23 protein-coding genes and 2 tRNA genes are annotated in these 26,703 nt (G+C 64.0%); 7 read left to right on the top strand and 18 right to left on the bottom strand.

Annotated features, from left to right (window positions below; genetic code table 11):
- The first annotated feature begins 132 nt into the window (after positions 1-132).
- Positions 133-795, top strand: a complete 663-nt coding sequence (locus tag AC1Q5W_RS15145) for an NAD(P)H-dependent oxidoreductase (protein ID WP_492645272.1) — start codon at positions 133-135, stop codon at positions 793-795.
- A gap of 25 nt (positions 796-820) precedes the next feature.
- Here the strand turns inward: AC1Q5W_RS15145 and AC1Q5W_RS15140 are convergent, their stop codons facing one another.
- Positions 821-3,079 (bottom strand): penicillin-binding protein 1A, encoded by a 2,259-nt coding sequence (locus AC1Q5W_RS15140; RefSeq protein ID WP_492645271.1) that lies wholly within the window; start codon positions 3,077-3,079, stop codon positions 821-823.
- A gap of 198 nt (positions 3,080-3,277) precedes the next feature.
- On the opposite strand from AC1Q5W_RS15140, the gene AC1Q5W_RS15135 reads away from it, so the two are divergent.
- Positions 3,278-3,365 (top strand) — tRNA-Ser (locus AC1Q5W_RS15135).
- Between the two features lie 93 nt (positions 3,366-3,458).
- Here the strand turns inward: AC1Q5W_RS15135 and AC1Q5W_RS15130 are convergent.
- The 5 genes from AC1Q5W_RS15130 to AC1Q5W_RS15110 form a co-directional block, all read right to left on the bottom strand.
- Positions 3,459-5,081 carry an ABC transporter substrate-binding protein gene (locus AC1Q5W_RS15130; protein ID WP_492645270.1) on the bottom strand — a complete coding sequence of 541 codons (1,623 nt, stop codon included), beginning with the start codon at positions 5,079-5,081 and terminating at the stop codon, positions 3,459-3,461.
- 103 nt (positions 5,082-5,184) lie between these two features.
- A complete protein-coding gene (locus tag AC1Q5W_RS15125) occupies positions 5,185-7,413 on the bottom strand; it encodes an urea transporter (RefSeq protein ID WP_492645269.1) in 2,229 nt (742 codons plus the stop codon).
- Positions 7,413-8,846 (bottom strand): type III PLP-dependent enzyme domain-containing protein, encoded by a 1,434-nt coding sequence (locus AC1Q5W_RS15120; RefSeq protein ID WP_492645268.1) that lies wholly within the window; start codon positions 8,844-8,846, stop codon positions 7,413-7,415. The genes AC1Q5W_RS15125 and AC1Q5W_RS15120 overlap by 1 nt, the downstream gene beginning before the upstream one ends.
- Positions 8,843-9,931: an ATP-grasp domain-containing protein gene (locus AC1Q5W_RS15115; RefSeq protein ID WP_492645267.1), complete on the bottom strand. Its 1,089-nt coding sequence runs from the start codon at positions 9,929-9,931 to the stop codon at positions 8,843-8,845. The genes AC1Q5W_RS15120 and AC1Q5W_RS15115 overlap by 4 nt, the downstream gene beginning before the upstream one ends.
- A 5-nt stretch (positions 9,932-9,936) precedes the next feature.
- Positions 9,937-10,230, bottom strand: a complete 294-nt coding sequence (locus tag AC1Q5W_RS15110; protein WP_492645266.1) for a PqqD family protein — start codon at positions 10,228-10,230, stop codon at positions 9,937-9,939.
- 411 nt (positions 10,231-10,641) lie between these two features.
- On the opposite strand from AC1Q5W_RS15110, the gene AC1Q5W_RS15105 reads away from it, so the two are divergent.
- Positions 10,642-11,517 carry a dienelactone hydrolase family protein gene (locus AC1Q5W_RS15105; protein WP_492645265.1) on the top strand — a complete coding sequence of 292 codons (876 nt, stop codon included), beginning with the start codon at positions 10,642-10,644 and terminating at the stop codon, positions 11,515-11,517.
- A gap of 24 nt (positions 11,518-11,541) precedes the next feature.
- On the opposite strand, the gene AC1Q5W_RS15100 is transcribed toward AC1Q5W_RS15105, so the two are convergent.
- From AC1Q5W_RS15100 to AC1Q5W_RS15075, 6 genes are read right to left on the bottom strand one after another with little or no spacing between them, the layout of a single operon-like run.
- Complete coding sequence (locus AC1Q5W_RS15100) at positions 11,542-12,213, bottom strand: CBS domain-containing protein (protein WP_492645264.1); 672 nt, start codon at positions 12,211-12,213, stop codon at positions 11,542-11,544.
- A 34-nt stretch (positions 12,214-12,247) separates the two neighbouring features.
- A complete protein-coding gene (gene hemW, locus AC1Q5W_RS15095) occupies positions 12,248-13,486 on the bottom strand; it encodes a radical SAM family heme chaperone HemW (RefSeq protein ID WP_492645263.1) in 1,239 nt (412 codons plus the stop codon).
- The gene (gene rdgB / locus AC1Q5W_RS15090; protein WP_492645262.1) at positions 13,483-14,091 is read right to left on the bottom strand and encodes an RdgB/HAM1 family non-canonical purine NTP pyrophosphatase; all 609 of its coding nucleotides are present in this window, start codon (positions 14,089-14,091) and stop codon (positions 13,483-13,485) included. Before rdgB ends, hemW begins: the two co-directional genes overlap by 4 nt.
- A gap of 43 nt (positions 14,092-14,134) precedes the next feature.
- The gene (gene rph, locus AC1Q5W_RS15085) at positions 14,135-14,863 is read right to left on the bottom strand and encodes a ribonuclease PH (protein ID WP_492645261.1); all 729 of its coding nucleotides are present in this window, start codon (positions 14,861-14,863) and stop codon (positions 14,135-14,137) included.
- A 40-nt stretch (positions 14,864-14,903) separates the two neighbouring features.
- Complete coding sequence (locus AC1Q5W_RS15080; protein WP_492645260.1) at positions 14,904-15,818, bottom strand: PP2C family protein-serine/threonine phosphatase; 915 nt, start codon at positions 15,816-15,818, stop codon at positions 14,904-14,906.
- The gene (locus AC1Q5W_RS15075; RefSeq protein WP_492645259.1) at positions 15,815-16,822 is read right to left on the bottom strand and encodes a serine/threonine protein kinase; all 1,008 of its coding nucleotides are present in this window, start codon (positions 16,820-16,822) and stop codon (positions 15,815-15,817) included. Before AC1Q5W_RS15075 ends, AC1Q5W_RS15080 begins: the two co-directional genes overlap by 4 nt.
- A gap of 78 nt (positions 16,823-16,900) precedes the next feature.
- Here AC1Q5W_RS15075 and AC1Q5W_RS15070 point away from each other — a divergent pair, with 78 nt between their 5' ends.
- The 4 genes from AC1Q5W_RS15070 (at position 16,901) to AC1Q5W_RS15055 (ending at position 21,068) form a co-directional block, all read left to right on the top strand.
- Positions 16,901-17,815, top strand: a complete 915-nt coding sequence (locus AC1Q5W_RS15070) for a YicC/YloC family endoribonuclease (RefSeq protein ID WP_492645258.1) — start codon at positions 16,901-16,903, stop codon at positions 17,813-17,815.
- Positions 17,816-17,849: 34 nt separating this feature from the next.
- Entirely contained in the window at positions 17,850-18,470 is a 621-nt protein-coding gene (gmk, locus tag AC1Q5W_RS15065) for a guanylate kinase (RefSeq protein ID WP_492645257.1), read from the top strand.
- 16 nt (positions 18,471-18,486) lie between these two features.
- Positions 18,487-18,690, top strand: a complete 204-nt coding sequence (rpoZ, locus tag AC1Q5W_RS15060; protein ID WP_492645256.1) for a DNA-directed RNA polymerase subunit omega — start codon at positions 18,487-18,489, stop codon at positions 18,688-18,690.
- A gap of 98 nt (positions 18,691-18,788) precedes the next feature.
- Positions 18,789-21,068 carry a RelA/SpoT family protein gene (locus tag AC1Q5W_RS15055; RefSeq protein WP_492645255.1) on the top strand — a complete coding sequence of 760 codons (2,280 nt, stop codon included), beginning with the start codon at positions 18,789-18,791 and terminating at the stop codon, positions 21,066-21,068.
- Here the strand turns inward: AC1Q5W_RS15055 and greB are convergent.
- From greB to AC1Q5W_RS15025, 6 genes are all read right to left on the bottom strand, one after another.
- Positions 21,065-21,631: a transcription elongation factor GreB gene (gene greB / locus AC1Q5W_RS15050; RefSeq protein ID WP_492645254.1), complete on the bottom strand. Its 567-nt coding sequence runs from the start codon at positions 21,629-21,631 to the stop codon at positions 21,065-21,067. The genes AC1Q5W_RS15055 and greB overlap by 4 nt on opposite strands.
- 68 nt (positions 21,632-21,699) lie before the next feature.
- Positions 21,700-21,776: transfer RNA gene (locus AC1Q5W_RS15045), tRNA-Arg, on the bottom strand.
- A gap of 75 nt (positions 21,777-21,851) precedes the next feature.
- Positions 21,852-22,727 carry a beta-keto acid cleavage family enzyme gene (locus AC1Q5W_RS15040; protein ID WP_492645253.1) on the bottom strand — a complete coding sequence of 292 codons (876 nt, stop codon included), beginning with the start codon at positions 22,725-22,727 and terminating at the stop codon, positions 21,852-21,854.
- Positions 22,724-24,688, bottom strand: a complete 1,965-nt coding sequence (locus tag AC1Q5W_RS15035) for an acetyl/propionyl/methylcrotonyl-CoA carboxylase subunit alpha (protein WP_492645252.1) — start codon at positions 24,686-24,688, stop codon at positions 22,724-22,726. The genes AC1Q5W_RS15040 and AC1Q5W_RS15035 overlap by 4 nt, the downstream gene beginning before the upstream one ends.
- Positions 24,685-25,503: an enoyl-CoA hydratase/isomerase family protein gene (locus AC1Q5W_RS15030; RefSeq protein ID WP_492645251.1), complete on the bottom strand. Its 819-nt coding sequence runs from the start codon at positions 25,501-25,503 to the stop codon at positions 24,685-24,687. The genes AC1Q5W_RS15035 and AC1Q5W_RS15030 overlap by 4 nt, the downstream gene beginning before the upstream one ends.
- A gap of 11 nt (positions 25,504-25,514) precedes the next feature.
- Complete coding sequence (locus tag AC1Q5W_RS15025; protein WP_492645250.1) at positions 25,515-26,666, bottom strand: acyl-CoA dehydrogenase family protein; 1,152 nt, start codon at positions 26,664-26,666, stop codon at positions 25,515-25,517.
- Positions 26,667-26,703: the final 37 nt, after the last annotated feature.

Raw genomic sequence — 26,703 nt, 5'->3', positions numbered from 1 at the left:
CGGTAATTGTTGACCTAAAAGGAACAATATTTTGTCATATTGAGTCTATGCAAGCAACGATGCATCTCCTACAGTCGACCTGACAGCACTTTGCTGCATTCCACTCCCCCCCTTTCGATTCAGAAATACCCCATGAGCGACACCTCTGTACCCACCTCTGTTGAGCCACTGATCGAGGCCCTGCAATGGCGTTACGCGACCAAAGGCATGAACCCCACCAAGGTGGTACCGCAAGACAAGGTCGAGCGCATCCTGGAGGCCGCACGCCTGGCCCCGACGTCCAGCGGCCTGCAGCCGTTCGAGATCATCGTGGTCACCAACGCCGCGGTGCGCGAGAAGATCAGGCCCATCGCCTGGAACCAGGCCCAGATTACCGATGGCTCCCACCTGCTGGTGTTTGCGGCCTGGGACGACTACACGGTCGAGCGCATCAACATGATGTTTGACCTGACCAACACCCAGCGCGGCTTCAAGAACGAAGGCTGGGAAAACTACCGCCAGATGCTGCTGGGCAGCTACCCCAAGCGTGGTGCGGAAGTGAACTTCCAGCACGCCGCCCGGCAGGCCTATATCGGCCTGAGCGCCGCCCTGATTGCCGCCGCCTTTGAGGAAGTGGATGCCACGCCCATGGAGGGCTTTGACGCCAACGCCCTGGATGCGATCCTGGACTTGCGCGCCCGCGGCCTGCGCAGCGTTGCCATCATGCCCATTGGCTACCGCGCCGAGGACAAGGACTGGCTGGTCAATCTGAAGAAGGTCCGCCGCCCCCGCGAGCAGTTCGTCACCGAAGTCTGACCGCCGCGGGGCGCAGGCCCCGCCCTCAGGGGCTCAGCCAGTCCTTGAACCGCTGCAGGATGTCCAGATCCAACGTGCGCACGGCGCCGGCGTTGGCGAACTCGTCGTACATCCAGTCGCCCTGCACCTGCGCCACACCGGCAGGCGGCGGGGTCTGGTAAGGCGGCCTGCCGTTCAAGGCCACGCGCATGAAGTCGATCCAGATAGGCAATGCCAGAGTGGCACCAAACTCGCGGCCCCCCAGGGATTGGGGTTCGTCGTAGCCCATCCAGGCCACCGCAGTGGTGGCGCCGCTGTAACCCGCAAACCAGCCGTCAAAGGCATCGCTGCTGGTGCCGGTCTTGCCGGCCAGGTCCTGGCGCGCCAGCTTTTGTGACGCGCTGGCACCGGTGCCCGAGATGGTCACTTCGTGCAGCATGCTGCCCGTCACAAACGCGTTGCGGGCATCGAGCACGCGGTCGCTCTCCTGCGCAACCGCCACCGGCTTGGCTTCAAAGAGCACGGTGCCGCGGGTGTCGGCCACTTTCTGGATCAGGTAGGGAGTGACCTGGAACCCGCCATTGGCAAACACCGAGTAGGCTCCCGCCATTTGCAGCGGCGTGACCGAACCGGTACCCAGCGCCAGGGTGTAGTTCACCGGTTGCTTGGCACCGTCAAAGCCAAAGCGCGGCAGGAAATCATGCGCGTACTGCGGGGTGATGGCGCGCAACAGGCGCACCGCCGCCACGTTCTTGGATTTCGCCAGCGCCGTGCGCAGGGTGATGGAGCCGTCGTACACGCCGTCGTCGTTCTGTGGCGTCCAGGGCTGGCCACCGGTTTCCTGGGGAGTGAGGGTCAGCGGCGCGTCGTTGACCAGGGTGCCGGGTGAATAGCCTTTTTCCAGCGCCGCCGAATAGATGAAGGGCTTCATGGCCGAGCCGGGCTGGCGCCAGGCCTGGGTCACGTGGTTGAACTGGCTGGCATTGAAATCAAAGCCACCCACCAGGGCGCGGTAGGCGCCGGTCTGGTTGTTCAGCGCCACAAAAGCCGCGCCCACCGACGGCAACTGCGCCACGCTCCAGCGGCCCTTGCTGTCTTGCACCACCCGGATCACCGAACCCGCCTTGAGTTTGAGCGCCGCCGGGGCCTTGGGCGCCAAGGCGGCGGCGGCCCAGCGCAGGCCGTCGGCACCGAGCGCAATTTCATCGCCATTGGCCAGCACCGCGTGTACGGCCTTGGGACTCACGCTGATGGCCACAGCCGCCACCAGCCGGTCGCTGGGCGGGTGTCTCTGCAGGGTGGCTTCAATCAGCTTCTGCCGCTCCGCACCCGCATGCGGCAGTGCCACGTAAGCTTCTGGGCCGCGGTAACCGTGGCGCTGGTCGTAGGCCAGCACGTTGCGTCGCACAGCGTCGTAGGCGGCCTCCTGCTCGGCCTGCACCAGCGTGGTGGTGACGACGATACCCCGGGTGTAGGTCTCTTCCTTGAACTGCGCGTACATGGCCTGACGCACCATCTCTGCCACGTATTGCGCATGGCCGCTGTACGACTGCCCCTCGGCAATCACCCGGATGTCTTCCTGCTGCGCCTGCTTGAGTTGCGCCGCGGTGATGTAGCCCAGCTCGCGCATGCGCTGCAGGACCAGCAACTGGCGTTGCCGGGCACGCTTGGGGTTGACCACCGGATTGACGGTGGACGGTGCCTGCGGCAGGCCCGCCAGCATGGCAGCCTGCGCCAGGCTCAGGTCCTTGAGGGGCTTGCCAAAGTACACCCGTGCCGCGTTGCCGAAGCCGTACGCCCGCTGGCCCAGGTAAATCTGGTTCATGTAGAGCTCCAGGATCTGGTCTTTGGTCAGCGTGCGCTCGATCTTGTAGGCCAGCATCACCTCCGTGAGCTTGCGGGAAAACAGCTTCTCCTTGGTCAGGAAGAAGTCGCGCGCCACCTGCATGGTGATGGTGGAGGCCCCCTGCCTGAGACCACCCGTCAGATCGGCAAGGACTGCGCGCGCCACACCCTTGAAATCGACACCGCCATGCTCGTAAAAGCGGGAATCCTCGATGGCCAGCAGCGCCTGCTTCTGGATCAGCGGAATGTCCTGGATGGCCACAAAGTCGCGCCGTTCCTGCCCAAACTCGCCAATGAGCACGTTGTCGCTGGTGTACACGCGCAGGGGAATCTTGGGCCGGTAATCCACCAGCGCGTCCAGGTCCGGCAAGTCCAGCGGCGCCGCCGTCGATGCAAAAGGCAGGACCACCACCGCCCACAAAAGCAATAACCGGGAAAAAAATGCGGGAATTGGATGCATCGCAATCGAGCCGCTCAAAGCCGCCAGAAGCCGGCCCTGTGCAGAGAGGCTCTACAAAGAGGAACAGGCCGCCATTATCGTTAGGTCAACGCCCCTGCCGCCAAGCCCCTGTAAATGGCCCTGTGAAAATTGTAAACAGGCGTGACGCTCCTGCCCCAAGCCCAGCACCGGCGGAGGCCAGTTAGAATACGGCCCACTGGAAGCGTGGCAGAGTGGTCGATTGCACCGGTCTTGAAAACCGGCGACGGGAAACCGTCCGTGAGTTCGAATCTCACCGCTTCCGCCACGCCATACAACAAAACAGGCTCTGGTGCAGCGTTGCACCAGAGCCTGTTTTTTCGTCCAAGGCCAGCCCCGCAAGGCTGGCCGCTTACCCGGTTCAGTAAGGCATCTTGACAAACTGGCGGGACAGACGTTGCCACCACGGCAGTTCAACCGACATGTTCCAGTAGAACTGGACGGGCGACGTAATGCCCTCGACCTTGCTGCTGAAGGCCACCGGTTCGAAGAACTGGCCCAGGATGCCAAAGGCACCGATGTCAACGAGGCGTTGCTGCACCTTGGCCGCCAGGGCTTTCTTCTCGTCCTGCGAGGTGGCGCGATCAAACGCTACGCGGTACTTCTCAAGCTCTTCGTCCTTGGGCCAGCCATACCAGCCGGTTTCACGGTCACCCGAGAAGGCGATGAAGCTCGGGTCCAACAGGTCGCCCGCCAGCCACCAGGTGTGGAACATGTTCCAGCCGCCGTCCTTGACTGCACCGCGGTTGGAACGCCGCTGGGTCAGCGTGGCCCAGTCCATGTCCTGGACGTCAACCGTCATGCCGATCTGGCGCAGCTTCTCGGCAGTCACCTTCGTGAAGGCTGAAATGACCGGGTTGTCCTTCGGGTTCAGGATGACGACCGGCGTGCCATCGTACTTGGCAGCCTGCAGGGCTTTCTTGGCAGCATCCAGGCTGGTGGCTTTCATGGTCTCGCTGGCAGCGCTGTTGGAGTACGTCGTGCCGCACGGGAACACCGAGTAGCAGGTGCGCCAGTACTTCTTGTCGCCCAGCGCGGCAGTCATGTAGTCTTCCTGCTGCATCACCATCGCTACCGCGCGGCGCACCGCCACGTTGTCAAACGGCGGTACCAGGGTGTTGAAGCGTGCCATGCCGATGTTGCCCAGCGGGTCGGTCGAGGCAATCGTCACGTCCTTCTGGTTTTCCAGCATGGGAATCAGCTGGCTGGACGGCGATTCGACGTAGTCCACCTTGCCGGCGATCAACGCCTTCACCGCAGCAGCCTGGTCGGGGTAGTAGCGCCATTCAATCCGGTCCGCCTTGGGCACCTTGCCGCCGGCGGCCATTGATGACTCCTCGGCACGCGGCACATACATCTTGTTCTTGACATAGACAGCCTGCGACTCCGGAACCCACTCATCCTTCTTGAAGATGAAGGGGCCCGAACCCGTGCTGTCCTGGATGGGCTGGAACGGATCGGTTTCCGCCACCCGCTTGGGCATCATGAACGGCACGTTGGCCGACATCTTGGCCAGCGTGTTGGGGATGTCCGCGTGGGGCGCACGCAAGTTCATGCTGAACATCTTGGCGTCTGTGGCGGTCAAACTTTCCATGTCACGGAACAGTTGCTGTCCTGCACCATCACGCTTGCTCCAGCGCTGGAGAGAGGCTATGCAATCCTCGGCCGTCACGTCCGTGCCGTCGTGCCACTTCAGGCCGTCACGCAACTTGAAGGTCCAGGTCTTTTTGTCGGGTGACACCGTCCAGGTATCGATCATTTGAGGCTTGGCTTCCCCGTTTTCGTCCATCGCGAACAAGGTGTCGTAAACGAGGTACCCGTGGTTTCGCGTGATGTAGGCCGTAGTCCAGACCGGATCGATGACCTTGAGCTCCGCGTAGGGCGCAACGCGCAGGACGTTTCCGGCGCATCCTGCCAACAGCAGAGGCACCGCCAACGCCGCCACTGAAGCGACCCGACTTCTTTCCCATTTCAGAATTTTCATTTCCATTCCCCTTCTTAAAAAACAACCACTAAACACGGAAAACCCGCCGTCGCCAACCGACGCCATCCGCACCCAAAACTCCCTGAACACCCTCGGCCCTTCTTCAGAGCCGCGGCCCGTCTTCCCGCTTGCCCGGCTCATACGACAGCAGGGTGTAAACCACGCTTCCGCCATAGAAATCCGCCTGCACCTTGACCGGTCCGCGTAGCGCCGCAAACTCGCAGGTCACCTTGAACGGCAGCGCGGATGCGCGCGTCTGCATCCGGCTGTCAATCTGAAACACATGGCTGGCAGGCACCATCGCCGGCAGGCATTTGCTCGCCACCTTGAGAAAGGGGCGCGGAAAGTACGGTGCCAGCATGAGCACCAGCGGGCTGAACACGCCGCCCCGCGGCACCGTGGGAGCCAGGTCCTGCCAGTGCATTCCCGCCTTGGCGGCATAGGGTATGGAGGGCACGGCCAGCGCCAGCAGCTTGAGAAAAGGCGACGCCACCTGCCGCAGTTCCGTGATGCGCCAGGCATCGGGCTCCAGCACGGACACCAGACTGCCTTGCCCGTCCACCTGAAAAATACGCTGGCCAAACTCGTCCAGCAGGATGTCCACCCGCAGCGTGGCAGCGGACTGCCGCTCTCGGTACGCACGGGGTACACGCCCCTTGGCCTCCACCATCCAGACGGCAGACCCCGGAACAATGCCAGCCAGCGCCTGGTACACCGGCACATTCAGCGGCGCAGCCATGACCACATCGCCCTCGCCGGGCAGCGCGGCGGCGTTCCACGACAGGAAGGCCGCGTCGGAAGGTGCCGTGGTCAGGTAATTGGCCAGACGGAAAGCCGTCGTTGGCGCGCCGGGCTCCGGTGAGTCCTGGTGCTGCAAGTGCAGATGGGGAACCGGCGAACGCCCGGAGTTGCCCACCAGTCCCAGGTAGTTTCCGGTTTCCACGCGCGCGCCGGGCGCCACGGCAACGGTCCCCTGCTGCAGGTGGGCCACCAGGACCCAGCCGCCCTTGTCCAGGCGAATGACCACGAAATTGCCCCACTTGTCGGCGTAGTTGCACTCCCCCATCGCGTTGTCCGCCACCGTGTTCTTGATGCGCTCCACGATGCCCGAGACCGGCGAGAAAACACTGGCGCCCCAGATGGAGCCCGACGCCGACGGGCGCTGGAAGTCCAGGGCGTGGGAATAGGCGCCCGTGTGGCTGAGATCGCCCGCGAACCCCTGTGAAATCTTCAGCTCGCCCGCCACCGGAACCGCCAGCAGCGAAAAGAATGGCCCGAACCGCTGGTACCAATAGGCCGCCAGCCACCACCGCTGTTCCGGCGGAATGTCCGACGCGAAACTCTGGCGCACGACAGACCGGTCCCGGGTGAACGCGCCCACGCCCACCCAGATCGCCACCGCGGAAGACACCGGCAGATAGGCAATCGCCGACCAATCCAGCGCGTACTGCAGCACCAGGGCAAAGAACGAGGCGGCACACCCGCCCACGACGGCCACCAGCAAGCTCAGCCGGCCCGGCAGGAACACCACCGAACCCAAGGCCATGCCGGTGATGAAGTAGTTGTATGACACCGGCAACCAGTAGTACACCAGATGCATCTGCTGGAACGCGAGCGCCACACCGACCCCGCTGATCCAACCTGCCAGTCCGTTGAGGAACATGGTCCGGGACCACAGCAGTATGGCCACGCAGACCAGCAGACCGACGCCGACTTCGGACGTGTACATCAGCGATCCCATTGACCGCAGGAAACTCTCTCCCCAGCCGGTTACGTCATGCGGCAGGGGCCAGGCGGGCATGGTGTTGGCCGCAACGACCGTGCATTGCGGGCAGACCTTGAACAACATGATGGCCACCAGGCAATAGCCCCAGAGCAGCGGCGGAAAGACGCTCCTGGAAAAGGCTCGCATCAGGGCGGCAGACACCATGGTGGCAGCCAGGGCCGCGGCAGCCGCCATCCCCAGCCGCGGGCCCCAGGCCAGTCCCAGGCCGCTGGTCATCCAGCCCGTGACAATGGCCGCCATCAGGGCATTGGCCTTCAGCCCGCCCCCCAGAATGGGGGTTTCGTGGATCCGCAGCATGCGCTTGATCAGCGCCCCGGTGGCCAGCCCCACCAGCGCAAAGACGGCATAGGACGGTTGGCGCAAAAGGGCGATCCACAGCAGGAGCCCGATCAGAGGGTCCGGAATGAAGAAAATGCCGCCGAGAACCCGCCCGAACGGCGTCAGCAGGGGGTCGAATTTTCTGCGCAGGGCGCTACCCGCCCGGGCCAGCGCCTTGCCCAGGCCGGCCGATGCCGGAACCCGCAGGGTCGCAGAGTCAGCAGCCATTACGCCTTGCCTCCCAGATGGGCCGGGAGCCGTTCGGGGCGCTGGATGTCGTCCAGGACCTCGCGCGCACGAATGATTTCCGGTTTTCCGTTCGCGTCGATCAGGACGACCGCGGGGCGGTAGCAGATGAACTGCATGGACTGCGACAGGTTGTAGGCCCCCACCGGATGCAGGGTGACCACGTCGCCCACGCTCAACGGAGGCAGGTCCACGCTATAGCGCACCACGTCAATGGACATGCACAGCGGGCCGTAGAGCCGCACCGGAGAAGGCGGCGCATTGACCACGCGCGCCGGCAGAGCATTGATCTGGTACCAGGTGGCGGTGTAGAGCAGGTTGACCCCGGCATCCATGACATAGCTCGCCCGTGCCTGCTCCCCCAGCAACATCTGGTCCTTGTAATCGCGCCCGGTAAGGTCGGCGTTGACGGCGACCGGGTGGCGCACCCCCTTGATGGCCACCACCGAGGTCAGCAGATAGCCGGCGTCATCCACCAGATGGCGCCCGCTCTCAAAACGCAGTTGGGGGCGCTTCTTGGCGGGCAGGCGGTTCAGCACTTCGGCAATGGCATCGGCATACGCCTCGATCGGAGGGATCACCCGCTCGGCCGGTCCCTCCATTCCGTGCAGCAGGCTGTGGGACGGGAAACCACCCCCCAGGTTGATGCAGGGAACAAGGTGCTGGTGCTCCGCAAAGATCTGCTCGCGCAGTGCCACCAGCTTTGCCGCCGCCACCGCATAAGCTCCGGGAGCCAGGATATAGGTTCCGATGTGCGTATGCAGCGTGTGCAGCCGCAGCCGGGAATTCCTGGCAACCCGATCGGCCGCACGCCCGGCCTCCCCGTTCTCCACCGAGAAGCCGAACTTGGACCAGACAGGCCGGATGCCCGCGTCCAGCCAGACACGGATGCCCACATCCAGTGGCTTGCTGAGGTGGCGGGTGAGCTCCTCGACCAGGCTCAACTCGTCCCAGTTATCAATCTGGATCAGGGCTCCCTCGCTGATGGCGCGCTCCAGAATGCTGCGGGGTTTGTACGGCCCGTTGAAAATGATGTTGCCACCCGGAATGCCGAGCTTGCGTGCCTTGTGGTACTCGAAATCGGAGACGACCTCGGCCATCCAGCCTTCCTGGTGAAAGACCGTGCAAATGGCGTTCAGATAGTTGGTCTTGTACGACCAGGCAAATTGCGTGTTGTCGTAGCGGCTGCGAAACGCCTCGCGCATGCGGCGGGCCTGGTCGCGCAGGCTGTTCTCGGAAAAGACAAAGAGTGGCGAACCAAATTGCGCAATCAGCTCCGTGACTGAAACACCGTCAATCTCCGGCAAGGTGGGTGAGCAGGCACCACGCGCATAAAAATTGCGCTCGGCCTGCGCGTCCAGCGCCTGGCGGCCCAGTTCGGCGCCGACGCTTGGGGGGAGGTATTCGCTGCTCATGACGTGCTTCCAGTTGGGACGGGAACGGGTTGAAGAACGCGCTCGCCACGGCTGGCCATGTCAGCGAAGTCGGCAAAATCACCCGTGAGATCGACGCAGTGGCGGACAAACATCTGGCCTGCCACAGGCGTTTTCAGATACGCTGGAGCCTGGCCCAGCAGGCGGTCCACCAGCAGGGCAGGGAGATTGCAGCCAATCTGGGACGGGAAGTCGATCCACGCCGGGAAACGGGGATTGATTTCCATGAGCGCATAGGGCTTGCCCGCTGCCTTGAGAAACTCCAGCTCGAACGGCCCGTTCCAGCGCAACCCATGGATGATGCGCTGCGACAGCTCATCAATTTCCGGGTTTTCGACCACGATGCCGCCATAGCCCTTGCCATGCGCTGTGCGCAGCAGCTTGCGAATGGTGCAGCTCTTGACAATACGCCCCCGGCCATCGCCCACGCCGGTCACGTCGTACTCTTCGCCGGCAACGGCCTCCTGCACGACCAGGGGCCATCCCCAGATGTTGACAATGTCTTCGTAGGCCAGCGCCAGGTCCGCACGGGACTTGACCAGGTGCGCGTTGTACAGACGGCCCTTGACGTAAACCGGATAGCCGATTTCCGCGGCACATTGCTCAACCTCCCAAGGGTTCTTGGCAACTTTGGTAACCGGTGACGGAACGCCGATGCGCTGGCAGAAATCGTACAGACCCGCCTTGCTGCTGGCCTCAAACGAGGCCGGCGACGGAAGAATGCACCCAATTCCCCACTCCTGCAACTTCGGGGCGATGCTGCTGAAGTTTTCAAGCTCCGAATCCAGGCAGGGAATGATGAAACCGATGTCTTCCTTCTGGCGGATGGCGTCCAGCCGCTCCTGCAGGGCGGCTGCGCCTGCCCCCGGAAAAGGTATCAGGTAGGCGGCATCCGGATGGTCGAGCCCCTGCCCATACAGGCTGCTCTCCATGGGGTCGTAGGAAAGCCCGATGAGGCGCAGGCCAGGAAAGCGCCGGCGCAGGCTGGCGATGACGGCTGCACCCGGCTGCGGATTCTCACCGCGGTGTAACCCGGTAACAGCAACGGCTTTGATCTGGATTTTCATGGTTTTCACTTCACCGGTTCGGTGTCGAGCAGTCCCAGCGCGGTCAACTGGTTCAGCAAGAGTTCCGTATCCCGCACGGCGGTCGCGTGGTCCACCCCGTAGCGCGCCATGATCAGGTCGGCAAACTCTTCTGTCCTGGCACCGGCATCCCGTGCACGCAACAGGTAGTCCGCTGTCGGGCTCAGCCGGTAAAACATGCCCGAAGCGGTGTTCAGGACAAACGAATCGCCATAGAAACGCAGCGCATCCGCGGGCCGCGCCGCCGGGGCGCCTTCCGCATTCTTTTTCTTCCCAGCCACGTTATTCCCCATTCATGATCGGTATAGACAAAGACTAAACACTTTGCGCGCCCGATAATTGACAAAACTCAACGTGCAACACCGGTCGGCAGTCTCCTCTGAGGCACCTTGAAAACACCCCTGTTTGTCCCTATATTGAGTGTGGGTAGTGAGAATCGACTGAAAGCCGCCCAGTGGACTCCTTGGACAATGGGGGTCAGGCGGTAGGTAAATCGTTTACCCGGCGTTCACCGCTACCTGATGTGAGCAATCGCAACCATGACCGAACCTGTCTACAGAACCCGATGGCATATGGCAGCTACGCTGCTGGCCCCGTTTTTCGACCGACGCAAGGGCGAAAGACGGTCTGCGGGCGCTGCATCTCCCACCGGGGCACCGGTGGCGGAAAGGCGGGGGGACAGACGGCGCCTGGTGAGCGTCGCGCTGTGGAGCATGCCGTCGCTGTTCCTGCCGGCGGCCCACGCCGGTGAAAAGGTCATGTTTGAGGCCAGCCGCGCCTACTACGCGGACCATGTAACCCTGCGCGCCGACATCTCCAAACCGGCGGGCGAAGGCCCGTTTCCAGCCGTAGTGCTGATGCATGGCTGCGGTGGCTGGCAACCAGCCGTGCGCTACACCATGAACTCCTACGCCGACTTCCTGGTCAGCAAGGGTTTTGTCGTCCTGAACCTCGACAGCTTCGGTCCCCGCAGCATCGGTGGCGGCAAGGTCTGCGAGAACGTCAGCAAGCAGGTCGATGCGCTGGATTACCGCACCTACGACGCCTACGACGCCCTGAAGTACCTGCAGTCCCTGAAGTACGTGAACCCCAAAGGCATCTTCCTGATGGGCCAGAGCAATGGCGGCAGTGTGGCCATCAACGTGGCACTGGGCGATGGACCGCGTGAAATGAAAGCCAAGGACGGCGGTTACCGCGCGGTCGTGGCCTACTACCCCTGGTGTGGTTCATTTGGCAACCGCCGCATCGAACTCGCCAAACCCCTGCTGGTTTTCGGTGGCGGGCAGGACAGCTGGACTCCTACACAGGAGTGCGAAAACGCCCGCTCCACCGGTGCATCGCTGGATGTGAAGGTGTACCCGGAGGCCGCACACTCGTTTGACCTGGAAATGGTGCCGCAGCGGTATCTGGGTAACTTGGTAGGCCTCAACCGGCCCGCGGCAGACGACAGCCGGGAGCGCATGCTGTCCTTCTTCATCAAGCACATCGACGGTTACGGCTGGCAAACCACGGCCCAAGCGCCTGGCACGCAGCGCACCGCGCAGCTGGCTAACGCCAACGTCCAGTAAACCTGCGGGGCCGACTTCCGGCCCTCAGGTCCACAAATCCAGCGGCGGGTCTGCCACCACGGCGCGCAGGATGTCCGAGCGCGATACAAAGCCAGTCACCTGCCCGTGGTCGTCCACCACTGGCAAACCGGGCAGGCCGGTATCAAGCAGCACGCGAGCCACCCGGCGAATGTCGGTGTCGGCCGCCACGCTGGGCACCGGCGTCCACATGACCTCGGAGACGTTCTGCAGCAACAGGGCACGCCATACCAGCGCATGGCTCTCCGGGCCGGGCAAGCGCTCCGGGCGCATCAGGTCGGCACGCGACAGCAAGCCCACCAGCACGCCGTCGCGGGCCACGACCGGTGCCTGGCCCAGGTGGTTTTTCGCCAGCACCTGCCAGGCCTGCTCGACCGTGAAGGTGTCGGCAATGGTGGTCACCGGGCTGCTCATGATCGCGTCCACCCGCGTCAGCAGGTGCCGCGACGCGTCCGGCTTGCGGGTCTGCTCGTAGGCGGCCAGGGCACTGCGGTGCACCACGTCCGTCGGCACGACCGGATGGGGGTCGGAGAAATGGGCGGGGTTCTGGTCGCGGGGGTCCAGCCCTATGGGCCGCACCGCATACGAACGGGTCACCGCGGACACCGGCCCCACATGCCGCAGTTCCTCCATGGAGCCCCGAAACAGGCGCCCTGCTTTGCCGTACACCGAGAACATCGCACCCCCCTTTCACGTGCCCGCGGCACGCCACTCAAGCTGCATTGGACAGGAAAAGCGCCTGCAAGTCACTGAGGAAATCAAAGCCCCGTTGCGTGGGGCGAACACGGGCAAAGTCACGCTCGATCAGGCCCTTGGCCTCGGCCTGCGTCAGGGCGGCCTCGATGGCGGTCACCGCCAGCCCGGTGCGCTCCGTGAAATCACGCAATCCAAATCCGTTGCGCAGGCGCAGGGCATTGAGCATGAATTCAAACGGCAACTCGGCGCGGCCAACCTCCTCCACCTGCGCCACGGCGTTGCCCGCCAGCGCGTGTTCCATGTACAGGCGCGGTTCCCGAAAGCGCACCTGACGCACCACCCGGTGCGCAAAGCTCAGCTTGCTGTGGGCGCCCGCGCCAATGCCCAGGTAATCGCCGAACTGCCAGTAATTGAGGTTGTGCCGGCAGCGGTGGCCGCTCCTGGCATAGGCCGACACCTCGTAACGCTCCAGCCCGGCCACGCCGGTAAGCTCGGTGATGTGGTCCAGCATGGCGTAGGCCGTGTCGTCCTCGGGAATGGCCGGCGGGTACTTGGCAAAGTAGGTGTTGGGCTCGATGGTGAGGTGGTAGATGGAAATGTGGGGCGGCGCAAACTGCAGCGCCATGCCCATGTCCTGCCCCACCTGCTCCAGCGTCTGGCCCGGCAGGGCATACATGATGTCCAGGTTGAAGGTGTCAAAGGCCTTGGCCGCCTCCTCCACCGCCGCCAGCGCCTGCGCGCGGTCGTGCACGCGGCCGAGGGCCTTCAGGTGGTCATCGTTGAAGCTCTGCACGCCCACCGACAGGCGCGTGACGCCCGCATCGCGGTAGGCGCGGAAGCGGTCTTTCTCGAAGGTTCCGGGATTGGCTTCCAGCGTGATCTCGCAGTCCGGCTCCAGGCGCAGCCGGGCGCGGATGTCCCCCAGCAGGCGGTCGATGGTGGCGGGGGCAAACAGGCTGGGGGTTCCGCCGCCGATGAAGATGCTGTGGATACCACGGCCCCAGATCAGCGGCAAGGCGGCTTCCAGATCCGCCACCAGGGCGTCCACATAGCGCTGCTCGGGCAGGTCCGTGGGCGCCATTTCGTGCGAGTTGAAGTCGCAGTAGGGGCATTTCTTCAGGCACCACGGCAGGTGCACATACAGCGACAGCGGAGGCAGCGCCGTCAGTTGCAGCGTGCCGGGGCGCATGTAGTGGGTGATGTCCTGCACCACCACCGGGCTTGCCGCCGCCGACACCGTAACAATGGGAATCATGGCGCGGCCAGCCAGCGTTCGCGGATCAGCGCGGCCATGGCCTGGGCGGCGCGCCCGCGGTGGCTGTTGGCGTTCTTGACCGCAGTGGGCAGCTGGGCAAAGGTCTGCCCGAACTCGGGAATCCACATGACCGGATCGAAGCCGAAGCCGTTGGAGCCGACCGGCTCCCGTGCAATCTGGCCCACCACGCGGCCCATGGCAATCAGCGGCTCCGGGTCGTCCGGGGTGCGCACGGCCACCAGGGTGCTGACCAGCGCCGCGCGCCGGTGGTCGATGCCCTGCATCTGCTCCAGCAGGGCACGCACGTTGTTGCTGTCGCCCTTGGCGTAGCCAAACTGGGTGGCGTAATAGGCGGTGTCCACGCCCGGCAAGCCGTTGAAGGCGTCCACGCACAGGCCAGCGTCATCGGCCAGCGCCGGCAGACCGGTGTGCAAGGCCGCGTTGCGCGCCTTGGCCAACGCGTTTTCCACAAACGTGCGGTGCGGCTCCGGCGCCTCGGGCACGCCCAGTTCGCCCTGGGGCACCAGCGTGCAGCCCAGGGGGGCAAACATGGCCTGCAGCTCAGCGAGCTTGCCCGGGTTGTTGGAGGCAAGAACAATTTTCATAGAAATACAGCCTTAGGCTCCGTCAATACTGCGTAGATTGCTACTATTTTGATAGCGCCTGCTGCTGCAGATCCATCAACTCGGCGATGCCTTTCTCGGCCAGCGCCAGCAGGCTGTCCATTTCGGCCCGCGAGAAGGCCACGCCCTCGGCGGTGCCTTGCACCTCCACAAAATGCCCGGCACCGGTCATGACCACATTCATGTCGGTGTCGCAGGCCGAATCCTCCGTGTACTCCAGATCCAGCAGCGGCGTGCCCTGCACGATACCCACCGAGATAGCCGCCACCGGGGCGGTAATGGGCGACGCGGTGATCTTGCCGGCCGCCAGCAGGCCGTTGACGGCATCCTGCGCCGCCACGAAGGCGCCGGTGATGGCGGCCGTGCGCGTGCCGCCATCGGCCTGCAGCACGTCGCAGTCGAGCTGGATGGTGCGCTCGCCCAATTTCTTGAGGTCGAACACGGCGCGCATGGAACGCCCGATCAGGCGCTGGATTTCCTGGGTGCGCCCGCTTTGCTTGCCCCGTGCCGCCTCGCGGTCGCTGCGCGTGTGGGTGGCGCGGGGCAGCATGCCGTATTCGGCGGTGACCCAGCCTTCACCACTGCCGCGCTTGTGGGGCGGCACCTTTTCTTCCACCGAGGCGGTGCAAAGGACACGGGTCGCCCCGAACTCGATGAGGACCGAACCCTCGGCATGCACGGTGTAGCCGCGCGTGATGCGCACCGGGCGCAACTGGTTGGCGGCACGTGTGCCGCTGCGAACAAATTCAGTCATGGAACAACCTTGGAAATAGGGCGCCATGCGGCGCCAGGGGTCAGGATTTGCGGGACGCGGTGCGTCGGATGGCTTCGTTGATCTCGGCAATGGAGCGCTCGATGGCGTCGTCGTCCAGATCGTCCACGCCGGAGTCCAGCCATCCCACCTGCACGGTGGAGGCAAACACGCCGTCGTCGATGCTGTCGGTCGAAATGCTGCCGCGGGTGGACTCGAACGTGTCGGGTGTCTCCCACTCCATGGCAATCACGGTCACGTTGTCGCTCTGAGAGCCGGCCTTGATCAGCGCACGCTCGGCCAGATCGGGAACGGACGAGGCGACGGGCTTCTGGCCCAGGTGGTAGACGATATCGGCATCGTCCAGACTGCTCCACAGGCCGTCGGAACACAGGAGTATCCGGTCCCCCTGCTGCAGGGGCACCGGCCCGGTCACGTCGAAGATGGGGCGCGCCGGCGAACCCAGGCAGGTGTAGAGCACGTTGCGGTTGAAGTTGGCCGGCAGCGGAATCGTGGGCTTGGCCGACTGCTGCTGCTCCAGGTAGGAGTGGTCCCGCGTGCGGGCCAGCAATTCACCCGAGCGCACGAAATACAGGCGCGAATCACCGCAGTGCGCCCAGGTCGCCACGCCCCCCTGCACGATGGCCGCCACCAGCGTGGTGCGCGGGGTGTCGGTCAGGTTCTTTTCTGCGGCGTACCGCAGGATCTGCCGGTGGGCAGCCAGGATCGCGGTGGAAAAGAAGGCCTTGACGTCTTCGATCTCCGGCTTGGCTTCCTGCTGGTACAGCGCAGAAATGACCTGCAGGGACATCTGTGCGGCAATCTCGCCCTCGGGGTGCCCGCCCATCCCGTCGGCCAGCAGGAACAGCCCGGAGCTCTTGGTATAGCAGTACCCCATGCGGTCTTCGTTTTTCTCACGACCGCCTTTGCGACTGATCTGGAAAACAGAAAATTTCATTTGGTCTTTGTGCCTACACCCGTGGGACCCTGTGCAGTCTTCTTGGTGTCAGACACCATGGTGTCAAACTGCATGCGCATCTTCTCGGTCACACTGAGCTTGGTGTAGTGCCGCTCGCCTTCGCGGCTCAATTCCTTCTGCAAGGCAAAGACCGACTGCGGGCGCGACAGGGGGTCCAGCGACATGCACCACTCCACCACCTCGATCAGGTTGTCGGAATAGACCCCGCGCAGACGGGCCAGCGCAATGGCAATGCGGTCTTTCTCCAGGCGCTGCGGCGCCTCATTGGGCGGAAACCCCTGCATGCAGGCGTAAATGCAGGCGCCAATGGCGTAGATGTCGGTCCACGGCCCCATGGAGGCATCGCGCCGGTACATCTCGGGCGCTGCGAAGCCGGGCGTGTACATGGGGCGGATGAAGTTGCCTTCCTTGCTCAGCACCTCGCGGGCCGCGCCAAAGTCGATGAGCACGGACTTGTTGTCGTCAGTGATGAAAATATTGGCCGGCTTGATGTCCAGGTGCAGCATCTTGTGCTGGTGCACGATGCGCAAGCCGCGCAGGATCTCATCGAACAGCGAGCGGATGGTGGACTCCCGGAACACCTTGCTCTGCTTGAGGTCGCGTGCGGTCACGATGAAGTCCTGCAGGGCCGCGCCCTCCAGGTAGTTCATGACCATGTACACGGTCTCGTTCTCGCGGAAGAAGTTGAGCACGCTCACCACCGAAGGGTGGGAAATCTGGGCCAGCGAGCGCCCTTCTTCAAAAAAACTCTTGAGACCCAGGCGGTACAGCGACAGCTTCTCCGGCTGAATCTTGGGCAGCAGCTCGCCCGGCGCGCGGGTCGCCAGCGATGACGGCAGGTATTCCTTGACAGCAACCTGCTGGCCATCGGGGTCGAGCGCCAGATACACCAGCCCAAAGCCACCCGCCGCCACTTTGCGGATGATGCGGTAGCCACCGATGACGGTGTCCGGGGGTAAGGGTGCTGGCTTGACCTTCGACATAAATAAGGAATGAAAGCTCGTTGGATTCGGCTGAACCGGGTTATTCTTGGGGCCGTTCCCCTGACCCGAGAGACCGCTATGCCAGTTTACAGTATGACGGGTTATGCCAGTGCACAACACAGCACGGCCTCCACTACCCCCGATTCCGACACCAAAACCCCTTCCGGCCAGCTCGGTCTGGAGATCCGTTCCGTCAACAGCCGCTTTCTGGACCTGTCGTTTCGCCTGCCCGAAGACCTGCGCCAGTTCGAACCGGTGCTGCGTGACCTGCTGGTGGGCCGGCTCAAACGCGGCAAGGTGGAAGTCCGCGCCTCCATCGAGATGGCCTCCGCCACCAGCGTTCCCGACCCCACCCCCCGGCTGCTGCAGCGCCTCAATGCGGTGCAGGACAACGTGCGATCGTGGCTGCCCAGCGCCACGGCGCTGAGCGTGGCCGACGTGATCCGCCTGGCCGCGGCCGAACAGGGCAGCGCACGCGACTGGAGCGCCGAGGTGCTGCCCCTGGCGGAAGAGGCTCTCAAGGCCCTGCTCAGCGCCCGCCAGCGCGAGGGTTCCCGGCTGTCCACCATGCTGCTGGAGCACATCGCCCAGCTGCGCACGCTGGCGCAGCAGGCCATTCCGCTGATCCCCCAGCTGGTGGAGCAAAACCGCCAGCGCTTCCTGACCCGCTGGCAGGAAGCCATGGCCCTGGCCGACGGCAGCACCCTGCCGGAGGCCGCGCAGGACCGCGCACTGACCGAAGCCACCGCCTTTGCCATCCGGATCGACGTGGCCGAAGAAATCACCCGCCTGGGCTCGCACCTGGACGAAATCGAGCGCCTGATCAAGAAGGGCGGGGAAATCGGCAAACGGCTGGACTTCCTGATCCAGGAACTGCACCGCGAGGCCAACACCCTGGGCTCCAAATCGGCGGCACTGGAACTCACCCACATCTCGGTGGACATGAAGGTCCTGATCGAGCAGATGCGCGAGCAGGTCCAGAACATAGAATAAGCGACCTCAGTTACCGCCCTCAGTGCCAATATCTATGGACTACCCCGGGAATCTCTTTGTCGTTGCAGCGCCCAGCGGGGCTGGGAAATCCAGCCTGGTCAAGGCCTTGCTGGAACTGGACTCGCACGTGCAGCCTTCGGTGTCGCACACCACGCGCGCGCCCAGGGGCCAGGAAAAGCACGGACGCGAGTATTTTTTCGTTTCCCAGCAGGAGTTCGACGCCATGGTGGCGGCCGACGCCTTCGTGGAATGGGCCCATGTGCACAACCACCGCTACGGCACCTCCAAAAAGGCCATTGAGGAGCGCATGGCGCAAGGCGCCGACGTGATTCTGGAAATTGACTTCCAGGGCGCCCTCCAGATCAAGAAGATCTTTGCCAACGCCATTTCCATTTTCATCCTGCCCCCCAGTTGGGAAGAATTGCGCGCCCGCCTGGAGCGCCGCGGAGAAGACACGCCAGAGGTGATCGAGGTGCGCATGAAAAACGCCGCCACCGAAGTCGCCCATGTGGATAAGTTCGACTTCGTTATAATAAACGAACTGTTTGACCGCGCGCTTTTCGACCTGAAAGCGATTGTTCACGCCCAGCGCCTCCGATTTGCGGCCCAGCGCCGTGCCCGGGCTGAAACATTCAAGGCGCTGCTTATCCCTTAGTCCTCCGGAGAACTCCATGGCCCGTATCACTGTCGAAGACTGCCTGTTGCAGATCCCCAACCGCTTCCAGCTGGTGCTGGCCGCGACCTACCGCGCCCGCATGCTCAACCAGGGCCACACGCCCAAGATCGAAAGCAAGAACAAGGCTGGCGTAACGGCATTGCGCGAAATTGCCGCCGGCAAGGTCGGCCTGGAAATGCTCAAGAAGGTTCCCCTCTGAGCGTCCCGCCCCCCAGAAAGGCACCGCATGCGGTGCTTTTTTTTGGTCTTTATGCCGACCGGACAGCCAAAATCCAGGCAGCGCGCTACATTTGAGACATGGGATCTTCGCTAAAACCCACGCCACGCAAGGATGCCCCGGTTCCGGAAGGGGGGCAGAAAGAGGCACGCCCTCCCGCCGCCGTCACTGCCGCTTCCGCCAGCCTGGCGGGGCTGACCGCCAAGCTCGATTACCTGACCCCGTCGGACTACGAGCAGGTCCGCCAGGCCTACCGCTTTGCCGACGAAGCCCACCTGGGGCAGCTGCGCAACAACGGCGAGCCCTATATCACGCACCCCATTGCCGTCGCCACGCAGTGCGCCGAATGGAAGCTGGACGCGCAGGCCCTGATGGCTGCACTGCTGCACGACGCCATGGAAGACTGCGGCGTGACCAAGGCCGAACTGATCGAGCGCTTCGGCTCCCCCGTGGCGGAGCTGGTCGATGGACTGACCAAGCTCGACAAGCTCCAGTTCAACACCCGTGAAGAGAACCAGGCGGAATCGTTTCGCAAAATGCTCCTGGCCATGGCGCGGGATGTGCGCGTCATCCTCATCAAGCTGGCCGACCGCACCCACAACATGCGCACCCTGTCGGATGTGCCCCGGGCCAAATGGGGCCGCATTTCGACCGAGACGCAAGACATCTACGCCCCCATCGCCCACCGCCTGGGGCTGAACCAGACCTACCGCGAGTTGCAGGACCTGGCTTTCCGCCACCTGCACCCCTGGCGCTACGCCACGCTGTCCAAGGCCGTGGCCAAGGCGCGCAGCCGGCGCCGCGACCTGATCCAGAAAGTGCAGAAGGAAGTGGAAGCCGCGTTTGCCGCCGCGCACATGAACGTGCGCATTGCCGGACGCGAGAAAACGCTTTACTCCATCTACCGCAAGATGGACAGCAAGAACCTGAGCTTTGCCCAGGTCACCGACATCTACGGTTTCCGGGTGCTGGTGCCCCAGGTCACCGATTGCTACACGGCCCTGGGCATCCTGCACCAGCTCTACAAGCCGGTTCCGGGCAAGTTCAAGGACCACATCGCCATCGCCAAGCTCAACGGCTACCAGTCCCTGCACACCACGCTGGTGGGGCCGTCGGGTGTGAACGTGGAATTCCAGATGCGCACCGAAGCCATGCACATCGTGGCCGAGTCGGGGGTGGCGGCGCACTGGCTGTACAAGGTCAAGAATCCGGACGACACCTCTTCCGACCGGCTGGGCACGCAGTGGCTGCAATCCCTGCTCGACATCCAGGACGAAACCCGGGATGCCGCGGAGTTCTGGGACCACGTCAAGGTGGACTTGTTCCCCGACGCGGTCTACGTGTTCACCCCCAAGAGCCAGATCATGGCACTGCCCCGCGGGGCCACCGTGGTCGACTTTGCCTATGCCATCCACAGCAATGTGGGTGACCGCACCATGGCGGCCCGCATCAACGGCGAGCAGGTGCCCCTGCGCACCGAGCTCAAGAACGGCGACGTGGTGGAAGTCGTGACGGCCCCGGTGTCGGCACCCAACCCCGCGTGGCTGGCGTTTGTGCGGACAGGGCGCGCGCGCTCCAAAATCCGCCACCATCTCAAGACCCTGGCGCAGACCGAATCCGAAGAGCTCGGCGGCAAGCTGCTGGCGCAGGCCCTGCGCGCCGAGGGCATCGAACATTTCCCCGACGACGATCCCGCCTACGAACCCATCTGGGAGAAGCTGCTGCGCTTCACCGGCAGCAAGAACCGCCAGGAACTGCTGACCGATATCGGACTGGGCAAGCGCATTGCCCACATCGTCGCCAAGCGCCTGGTCCATCTGCTGGCCGAAAAAGGGGAGCGCCCGGACGCCCTGCTGCTCACGCGCGAGCGCTTCACCGCCCACGAAACCACTTCGCAGGGTTCCATCACGCTCGACGGCAGCGAGAACGCGTCGGTGCAGTTTGCCCACTGCTGCCGGCCCATACCCGGCGATGCCATTGTGGGCTACCTGGGGCGCGGCGAAGGTCTGGTGGTGCACGTGCAGGACTGCCCCATTGCCAAGAAACTCCAGCACAAGGACAGCGAGCGCTTCATTGGCGTCGAATGGGCTGACGAACCTGTGCGGGCGTTTGAAGCCGGCATTGTGGTCACCGTCACCAACGGCAAAGGCGTACTGGCCAAGGTTGCTGCAGCGCTGGCGGCGGCCGAAGCCGACATCGTGCACATCGACATGGGGCAGGAAGCTCCGCACGACGACATGGACCTGCGCTTTGTGGTGGCCGTGCGCGACGCCAGCCACCTGGAAACCGCCTTGCGCAACCTCAACCGCAATCCGTCCGTGATACGCGCTTCGCGCAGCAAGGTGGCAACGCCGGGTTAAGCCTTCGCGGGACTGGGGTAGCGCACCGCAAGCACCTCGATCTCGCTCACCCGCTCGGGCATGACCAGTTTGAGTTCATCGCCCTCGCGGGCCTTGAGCAGCGTGCGGGCAATGGGCGAAATCCAGCTGACTTCGCCCTGCGCACTGTTGGCCTCGTCAATGCCCATGATCGTGACGGTGCGCTCCTGGCCGGTCTCGTCGGCGTAGGTCACCGTGGCGCCAAAGAAAATCTGGGTATTGCCGAAATGCACGGACGGGTCGACCACCTCGGCAATCTCCAAGCGCTTGGTCAGAAAGCGGATCCGGCGGTCGATCTCGCGCAAACGTTTCTTGCCGTAGAGGTAATCCCCGTTTTCCGAACGATCCCCATTGCTGGCCGCCCAATGCACGATGTCCACGACCTTGGGGCGCTCAACGTCAATCAGCGCCAGCAGCTCGTCGCGCAGTCGCGCATAGCCCTGTGGGGTGATGTAGTTCTTGCCACCGGCCGGAATGGGGGGCAGTTGCAATTCGTCGTCGGCATCGTCTGCGCCTGCCGACTCTTTGGTAAAAGCCTTGCTCATGGAACACCGTGCAACAGGATCGGAATAAGAAAAAGGCCTGTGATCTTGCAATCACAGGCCTTTACTTTTGGTGCGGCTGGCAGGAATCGAACCCACGACCCCTTGGTTCGTAGCCAAGTACTCTATCCAGCTGAGCTACAGCCGCTAAGCCTCGAAGTATATCAGAAGATTTGCCACTTCGGCAAGTTTCATCCAGTTACGGCCCACATTCTTGCCGATGTCAGGGTTTGAGTCCCAGCAGTGCACGGGCTTCGGCCGGGCTGGCAATGGAACGCCCAGCGCGCTCTGCGCAGGCGGCCAGTTCAGTGATCAGGGCACCGTTGCCGCCAGCGCGGTCGCCGTTGGGCAGGTAGAAGGTGTCTTCCAGGCCGGTGCGCAACATGCCGCCCAGATCGGCGGTCTTTTGGTGCACCGGCCAGATTTCCTGGCGACCAATCAGCGTGGCTTGCCACACGCTGTTGGGCACCATCCACTGGGGCAGCAGCGCCAACAGGTCCGCATCGCACGGCATGCCCGAGGCCACACCCATGACCAGGTTGTACTCGGGGCGGCCCATCTCAGGCTTGAGCATGCCGTTTTTTACAAACATGCCCACCGCGCGCACAATGCCCACGTCGAAACATTCAAATTCCGGGTGGGTGCCACACTCGGCCATCACGTCCAGAAACTGCTGAACCTTGGACACCGGGTTGTCAAACACCATGGGCGGCCAGGCCCAGTTGCCGTCATCCTTGATCTTGAGGTAGTTCAGGCTGCCGGCGTTGCAGGCGGCAATCTCGGGCTTGACGCGCCGGATGCAAGCCAGGGGGCCGGAAACGTCCTTACCCACCACCCCCGTGGTCAGGTTGATGATGACGCCGGGGCAGGCAGCGCGAATCGCGTCCACCACCGAGGCCATCACCTCAGGGTCCCACGAGGGCATGTGGCCCATGCCCTCCTCCTGGTTGCGGACATGCACGTGCATGATGGACGCGCCGGCATTGAACGCATCGCGCGCCTCCGCCGCCATCTGGGCCGGTGTCACCGGAACCGGGTGCTGCTTGGGGTTGGTCAGCACGCCAGTCAGCGCACAGGTGAGTATTGCTTTTTCCATCATGCTTCCTTGGTTGGGGTCAATTCAAGTTCTACCAGCAGGGCACCGGCCTCCACCTGGTCTCCGACGTTGGCATGCACTGCCAGCACCTGGCCCGCGGCCTGGGCTGACAACCACATTTCCATCTTCATGGCTTCGACACAGACCATGGCCTGGCCGTCTTCCACCGCAGCGCCCGGCGTCACCAGAATCTGCGTGACCTTGCCGGCCACCGGCGAGCGCGCCTTGCTGGCATCCTTCAGGGCGTCGGCGTCCGGGAACGGTGACACCTCGGTGAATACAAAGGCGCGTCCGTCCAGCGCCAGATGCAGATCCGAACCACTGAGGACCGATATGGCCGAGCGCACCACGCCGTCGATCTCGTAGCGCAGTTCCCCTTCCACACCGCCGAGCACCTTGGCGTGGCGCGTGGCGCCGTCGAGCATCAGCACCACACCGCCATGGCGGTCAGGGCGGACCCGCACGCTGCGCACCGTGTCGCCGTTGCGCAGCAGCAGTTCAAACGCGGCCACGCTGTCGGCGCGCCAGCTGTTGCCGTGGCGCATGGCCAGGGCCATGGCCGCCACGGACCACACCTCGTCGCCGGGTGCAGCTTCCTGCAGCAGAGGTTCGCCCTTGTCCAGCCACTGGTCGATCAGGGTGGTGGTCATCTCGGCCTTTCGGAAAGCCGGGTGGTCCACCAGGTCGCTCAGGAAACGCCCGTTGTTGCGCAAGCCCAGCAGAGGCGCATTGGCCAGCGCTGCACGCAGGCGGCGGATGGCGTCGTCGCGGTCGCGTCCGTGCACGATCACCTTGGCCACCATGGGGTCGTAGTACGGGGAGATCACGCTCCCCTCGCAAATGCCGTCGTCAATGCGCACGCCCGCGTGCAAGGCATCGGCGGGGCGCCACCACAGCACGGTTCCGGTCTGCGGCGCAAACCCAGCGTAGGGGTCTTCCACGTAGAGGCGCGCTTCAATGGCGTGGCCGGTGAGGGTGATATCAGCCTGGCGTGCCGGCAGGGGTTCGCCCGCCGCCACCAGCAGCTGCCACTCCACCAGGTCGTAGCCGGTGATGCACTCGGTCACCGGGTGCTCCACCTGCAGGCGGGTGTTCATTTCCAGGAAGTAGTGGTTGAGCTTGTCGTCCACGATGAACTCCACCGTACCCGCGCCGCGGTAGCCCACGGCCAGCGCTGCCGCCACGGCGTCCTTGCCCATGGCTTCGCGCATGGCGGGAGTGACCACAGGCGACGGCGCTTCCTCAATCACCTTCTGGCGGCGGCGCTGGGCCGTGCAGTCACGCTCGCCCAGATACACGGCGTTGCCATGGGCATCGGCAAACACCTGGATCTCGATGTGGCGGCCGTTGTCGATCAGGCGCTCCAGCATCAGCGTGCCGTCGCCAAACGCGCTGGTGGCTTCCCGGCGCGCACCGTCAATGCCCTGCTGCAGTTCGCTGTCGGCGCGCACCAGGCGCATGCCGCGTCCGCCGCCGCCGGCAACGGCCTTCACCAGCAGGGGGTAACCCAGCTTCTTGGCCTCGGCAATCAGGTTGGCATCGCTCTGGTCGGCACCCAGGTAGCCGGGCGCACACGGCACACCGGCATCCAGCATGCGGCGCTTGGCCAACGCCTTGTCGCCCATGGCCTCAATGGCGCTGGCAGGCGGGCCGATGAAGACCACGCCGGCATCGGCGCAGGCCTGCGCAAACGCGGCGTTCTCGCTCAGGAAACCGTAGCCGGGGTGCAGGGCATCTGCACCGGTCTTGCGGACCGCGTCCAGCAGGGCGTCAAACCGCAGGTAGGACTCGGCGGCAGGCGAAGCGCCAATGTGCACGGCCTCATCGGCCAGGGTCACGTGGGGCGCATGGCGGTCCGCGTCACTGAACACGGCCACGGTGCGGTAGCCCAGGTCACGGGCGGTGCGGATGACCCGGCACGCGATCTCGCCCCGGTTGGCAATCAGAATTTTGGAGAAGGTCATTGCGGTGCCCACTGTGGTTTGCGCTTTTGAATGAATGCAGTCATGCCTTCCAGCCCCTCCGGGCCTTGGGCTGCACGGGAAAAGATGGCGGCCGCCGCTGGCACCAGCGCCTGCGGCTCGCTCAGACGGGCCTGGGCCATGAGGGCCTTAGTGGCCGCCAGCGCGCCGGGGGCGCAAGCCAGAATGTCGGCCAGCACGGTGTCGAGTTCCGCTGGCAACGCCGCGGTGGTGGCCACGGCATGCACCATGCCAATGCGTAAGGCCGCTGCGGCGTCCAGGCGGCCACCGGTCACGGCCAGGCGCTTGGCCTGCGAGTAGCCCAGGCGCTCCACCAGGAACGGGGCAATCTGGGCCGGCACCACGCCCAGCGTGGTTTCCGGCAGACGGAAACTGGCCGTCTCGCTGGCGAGGGCCACGTCGGCCACGCAGGCCAGACCAAAGCCACCGCCCATGACCGTGCCTTCCAGCACCGCCACCACGGCCAGCGGTGTGCGGGAATAAGCCACGCACAGCTCACCAAAGGCGGCATTGACCTCCGCAATGGGGTCGCCGCCACCCTGCGTGGCCTGCATGGCCCGCATGCGGGCGCCGGCCATGTCTTTCAGATCGGCGCCGGCACAGAAGTGCCCCCCTGCACCGCGCAGCACCACGACACGGACCGCGTCGGGCTGGCCCACGGTGGCTTCGGCAGCCTGCAGCGCCTGGCGCAGCTCGGCCACCATCTGCAGCGACATGGCGTTGCGCGACTCCGGTCGATTCAGCGTGATATACAGCGCAGGCCCCGTCTGCTCTGCGTGGATTGCTTCAAATTGCATAGCAAATGCCATTACGCTTTGCCCGGCAAAGTGCCTTCGAACTTGCAGATGATGCCCAGCATGATTTCGTCGGCGCCGCCGCCAATGGAAATCAGACGGCCGTCGCGGTAGGCTTGCGAGATAGGGTTGTCGGCGGTAAAGCCCATGCCACCCCAGTACTGCAGGCAGCTGTCGGCCACTTCGCGGCTCAGACGGCCGGCCTTGAGCTTGGCCATGGAGGCCAGCTTGGTCACGTCCTTGCCGCTGACGTATGCCTCCACCGCGCGGTAGGTCAGCGCACGCAGGGCCTCCACTTCGGTGCGCAGCTCCGCCAGGCGGAAATGCACCACCTGGTTGTCCAGGATGGGCTTGCCAAAGGTCTGGCGTTGGCGGGTGTATTCGATGGTCTGGTCGATCAGCTTGTCCAGCGAGCGCAGCGAACCGGCGGCGCCGTACAGGCGCTCTTCCTGGAACTGCAGCATCTGGAACATGAAGCCCATGCCTTCCTGACCAATCAGGTTGCTCTGGGGCACGCGCACGTTGTCGAAGAACAGCTGGGCGGTGTCGCTGGAGTGCATGCCGATCTTCTCGATCTTCTGGCGTGTCACACCCGGGCTGTCCAGGCGCACCATGATGAGCGACTTGTTCTTGTGCACCGGGCCGTCCGACGTGTTGGCCAGCAGGCAACACCAGTCGGCCTGCATGCCATTGGTGATCCACATCTTGGAGCCGTTGATGATGTAGTCGCCACCGTCCTTGCGGGCGGTGGTCTTCAGGGCGGCCACGTCCGAGCCGCCGCCGGTCTCGCTCACGCCGATGCAGCCCACCATGTCACCGGCAATGGCCGGTGCCAGGAACTCGCGGCGCAGGGCGTCGGAGCCAAAGCGCGCCAGTGCCGGGGTGCACATGTCGGTTTGCACACCAATGGCCATGGGCACGCCGCCGGCATTGCACTCGCCCAGGGCTTCAGCCATCACCATGGAGTAGCTGAAGTCCAGACCCATGCCGCCGTATTCCGTGGAGTACTTGATGCCCAGCAGGCCCAGGTCACCCATCTTCTTGAACAGCTGGTGGGCCGGGAAAATGCCCGCCTTCTCCCACTCGGGCAGATGGGGGTTGATCTCGTTGGCCACAAACTTGCGTACCGTGTCGGAAATTTGCTCGTGTTCGGGTGTGAATTTCATGGTGAATGCCTTGAAGTTGAAGGTGGGTGTGTTGGGA

Source organism: Rhodoferax sp. MLSD5-FHT05B10 (assembly GCF_058793415.1).
Note: the sequence above shows the minus strand (reverse complement) of the source record. Positions and strands in the feature narration are given on the sequence as shown.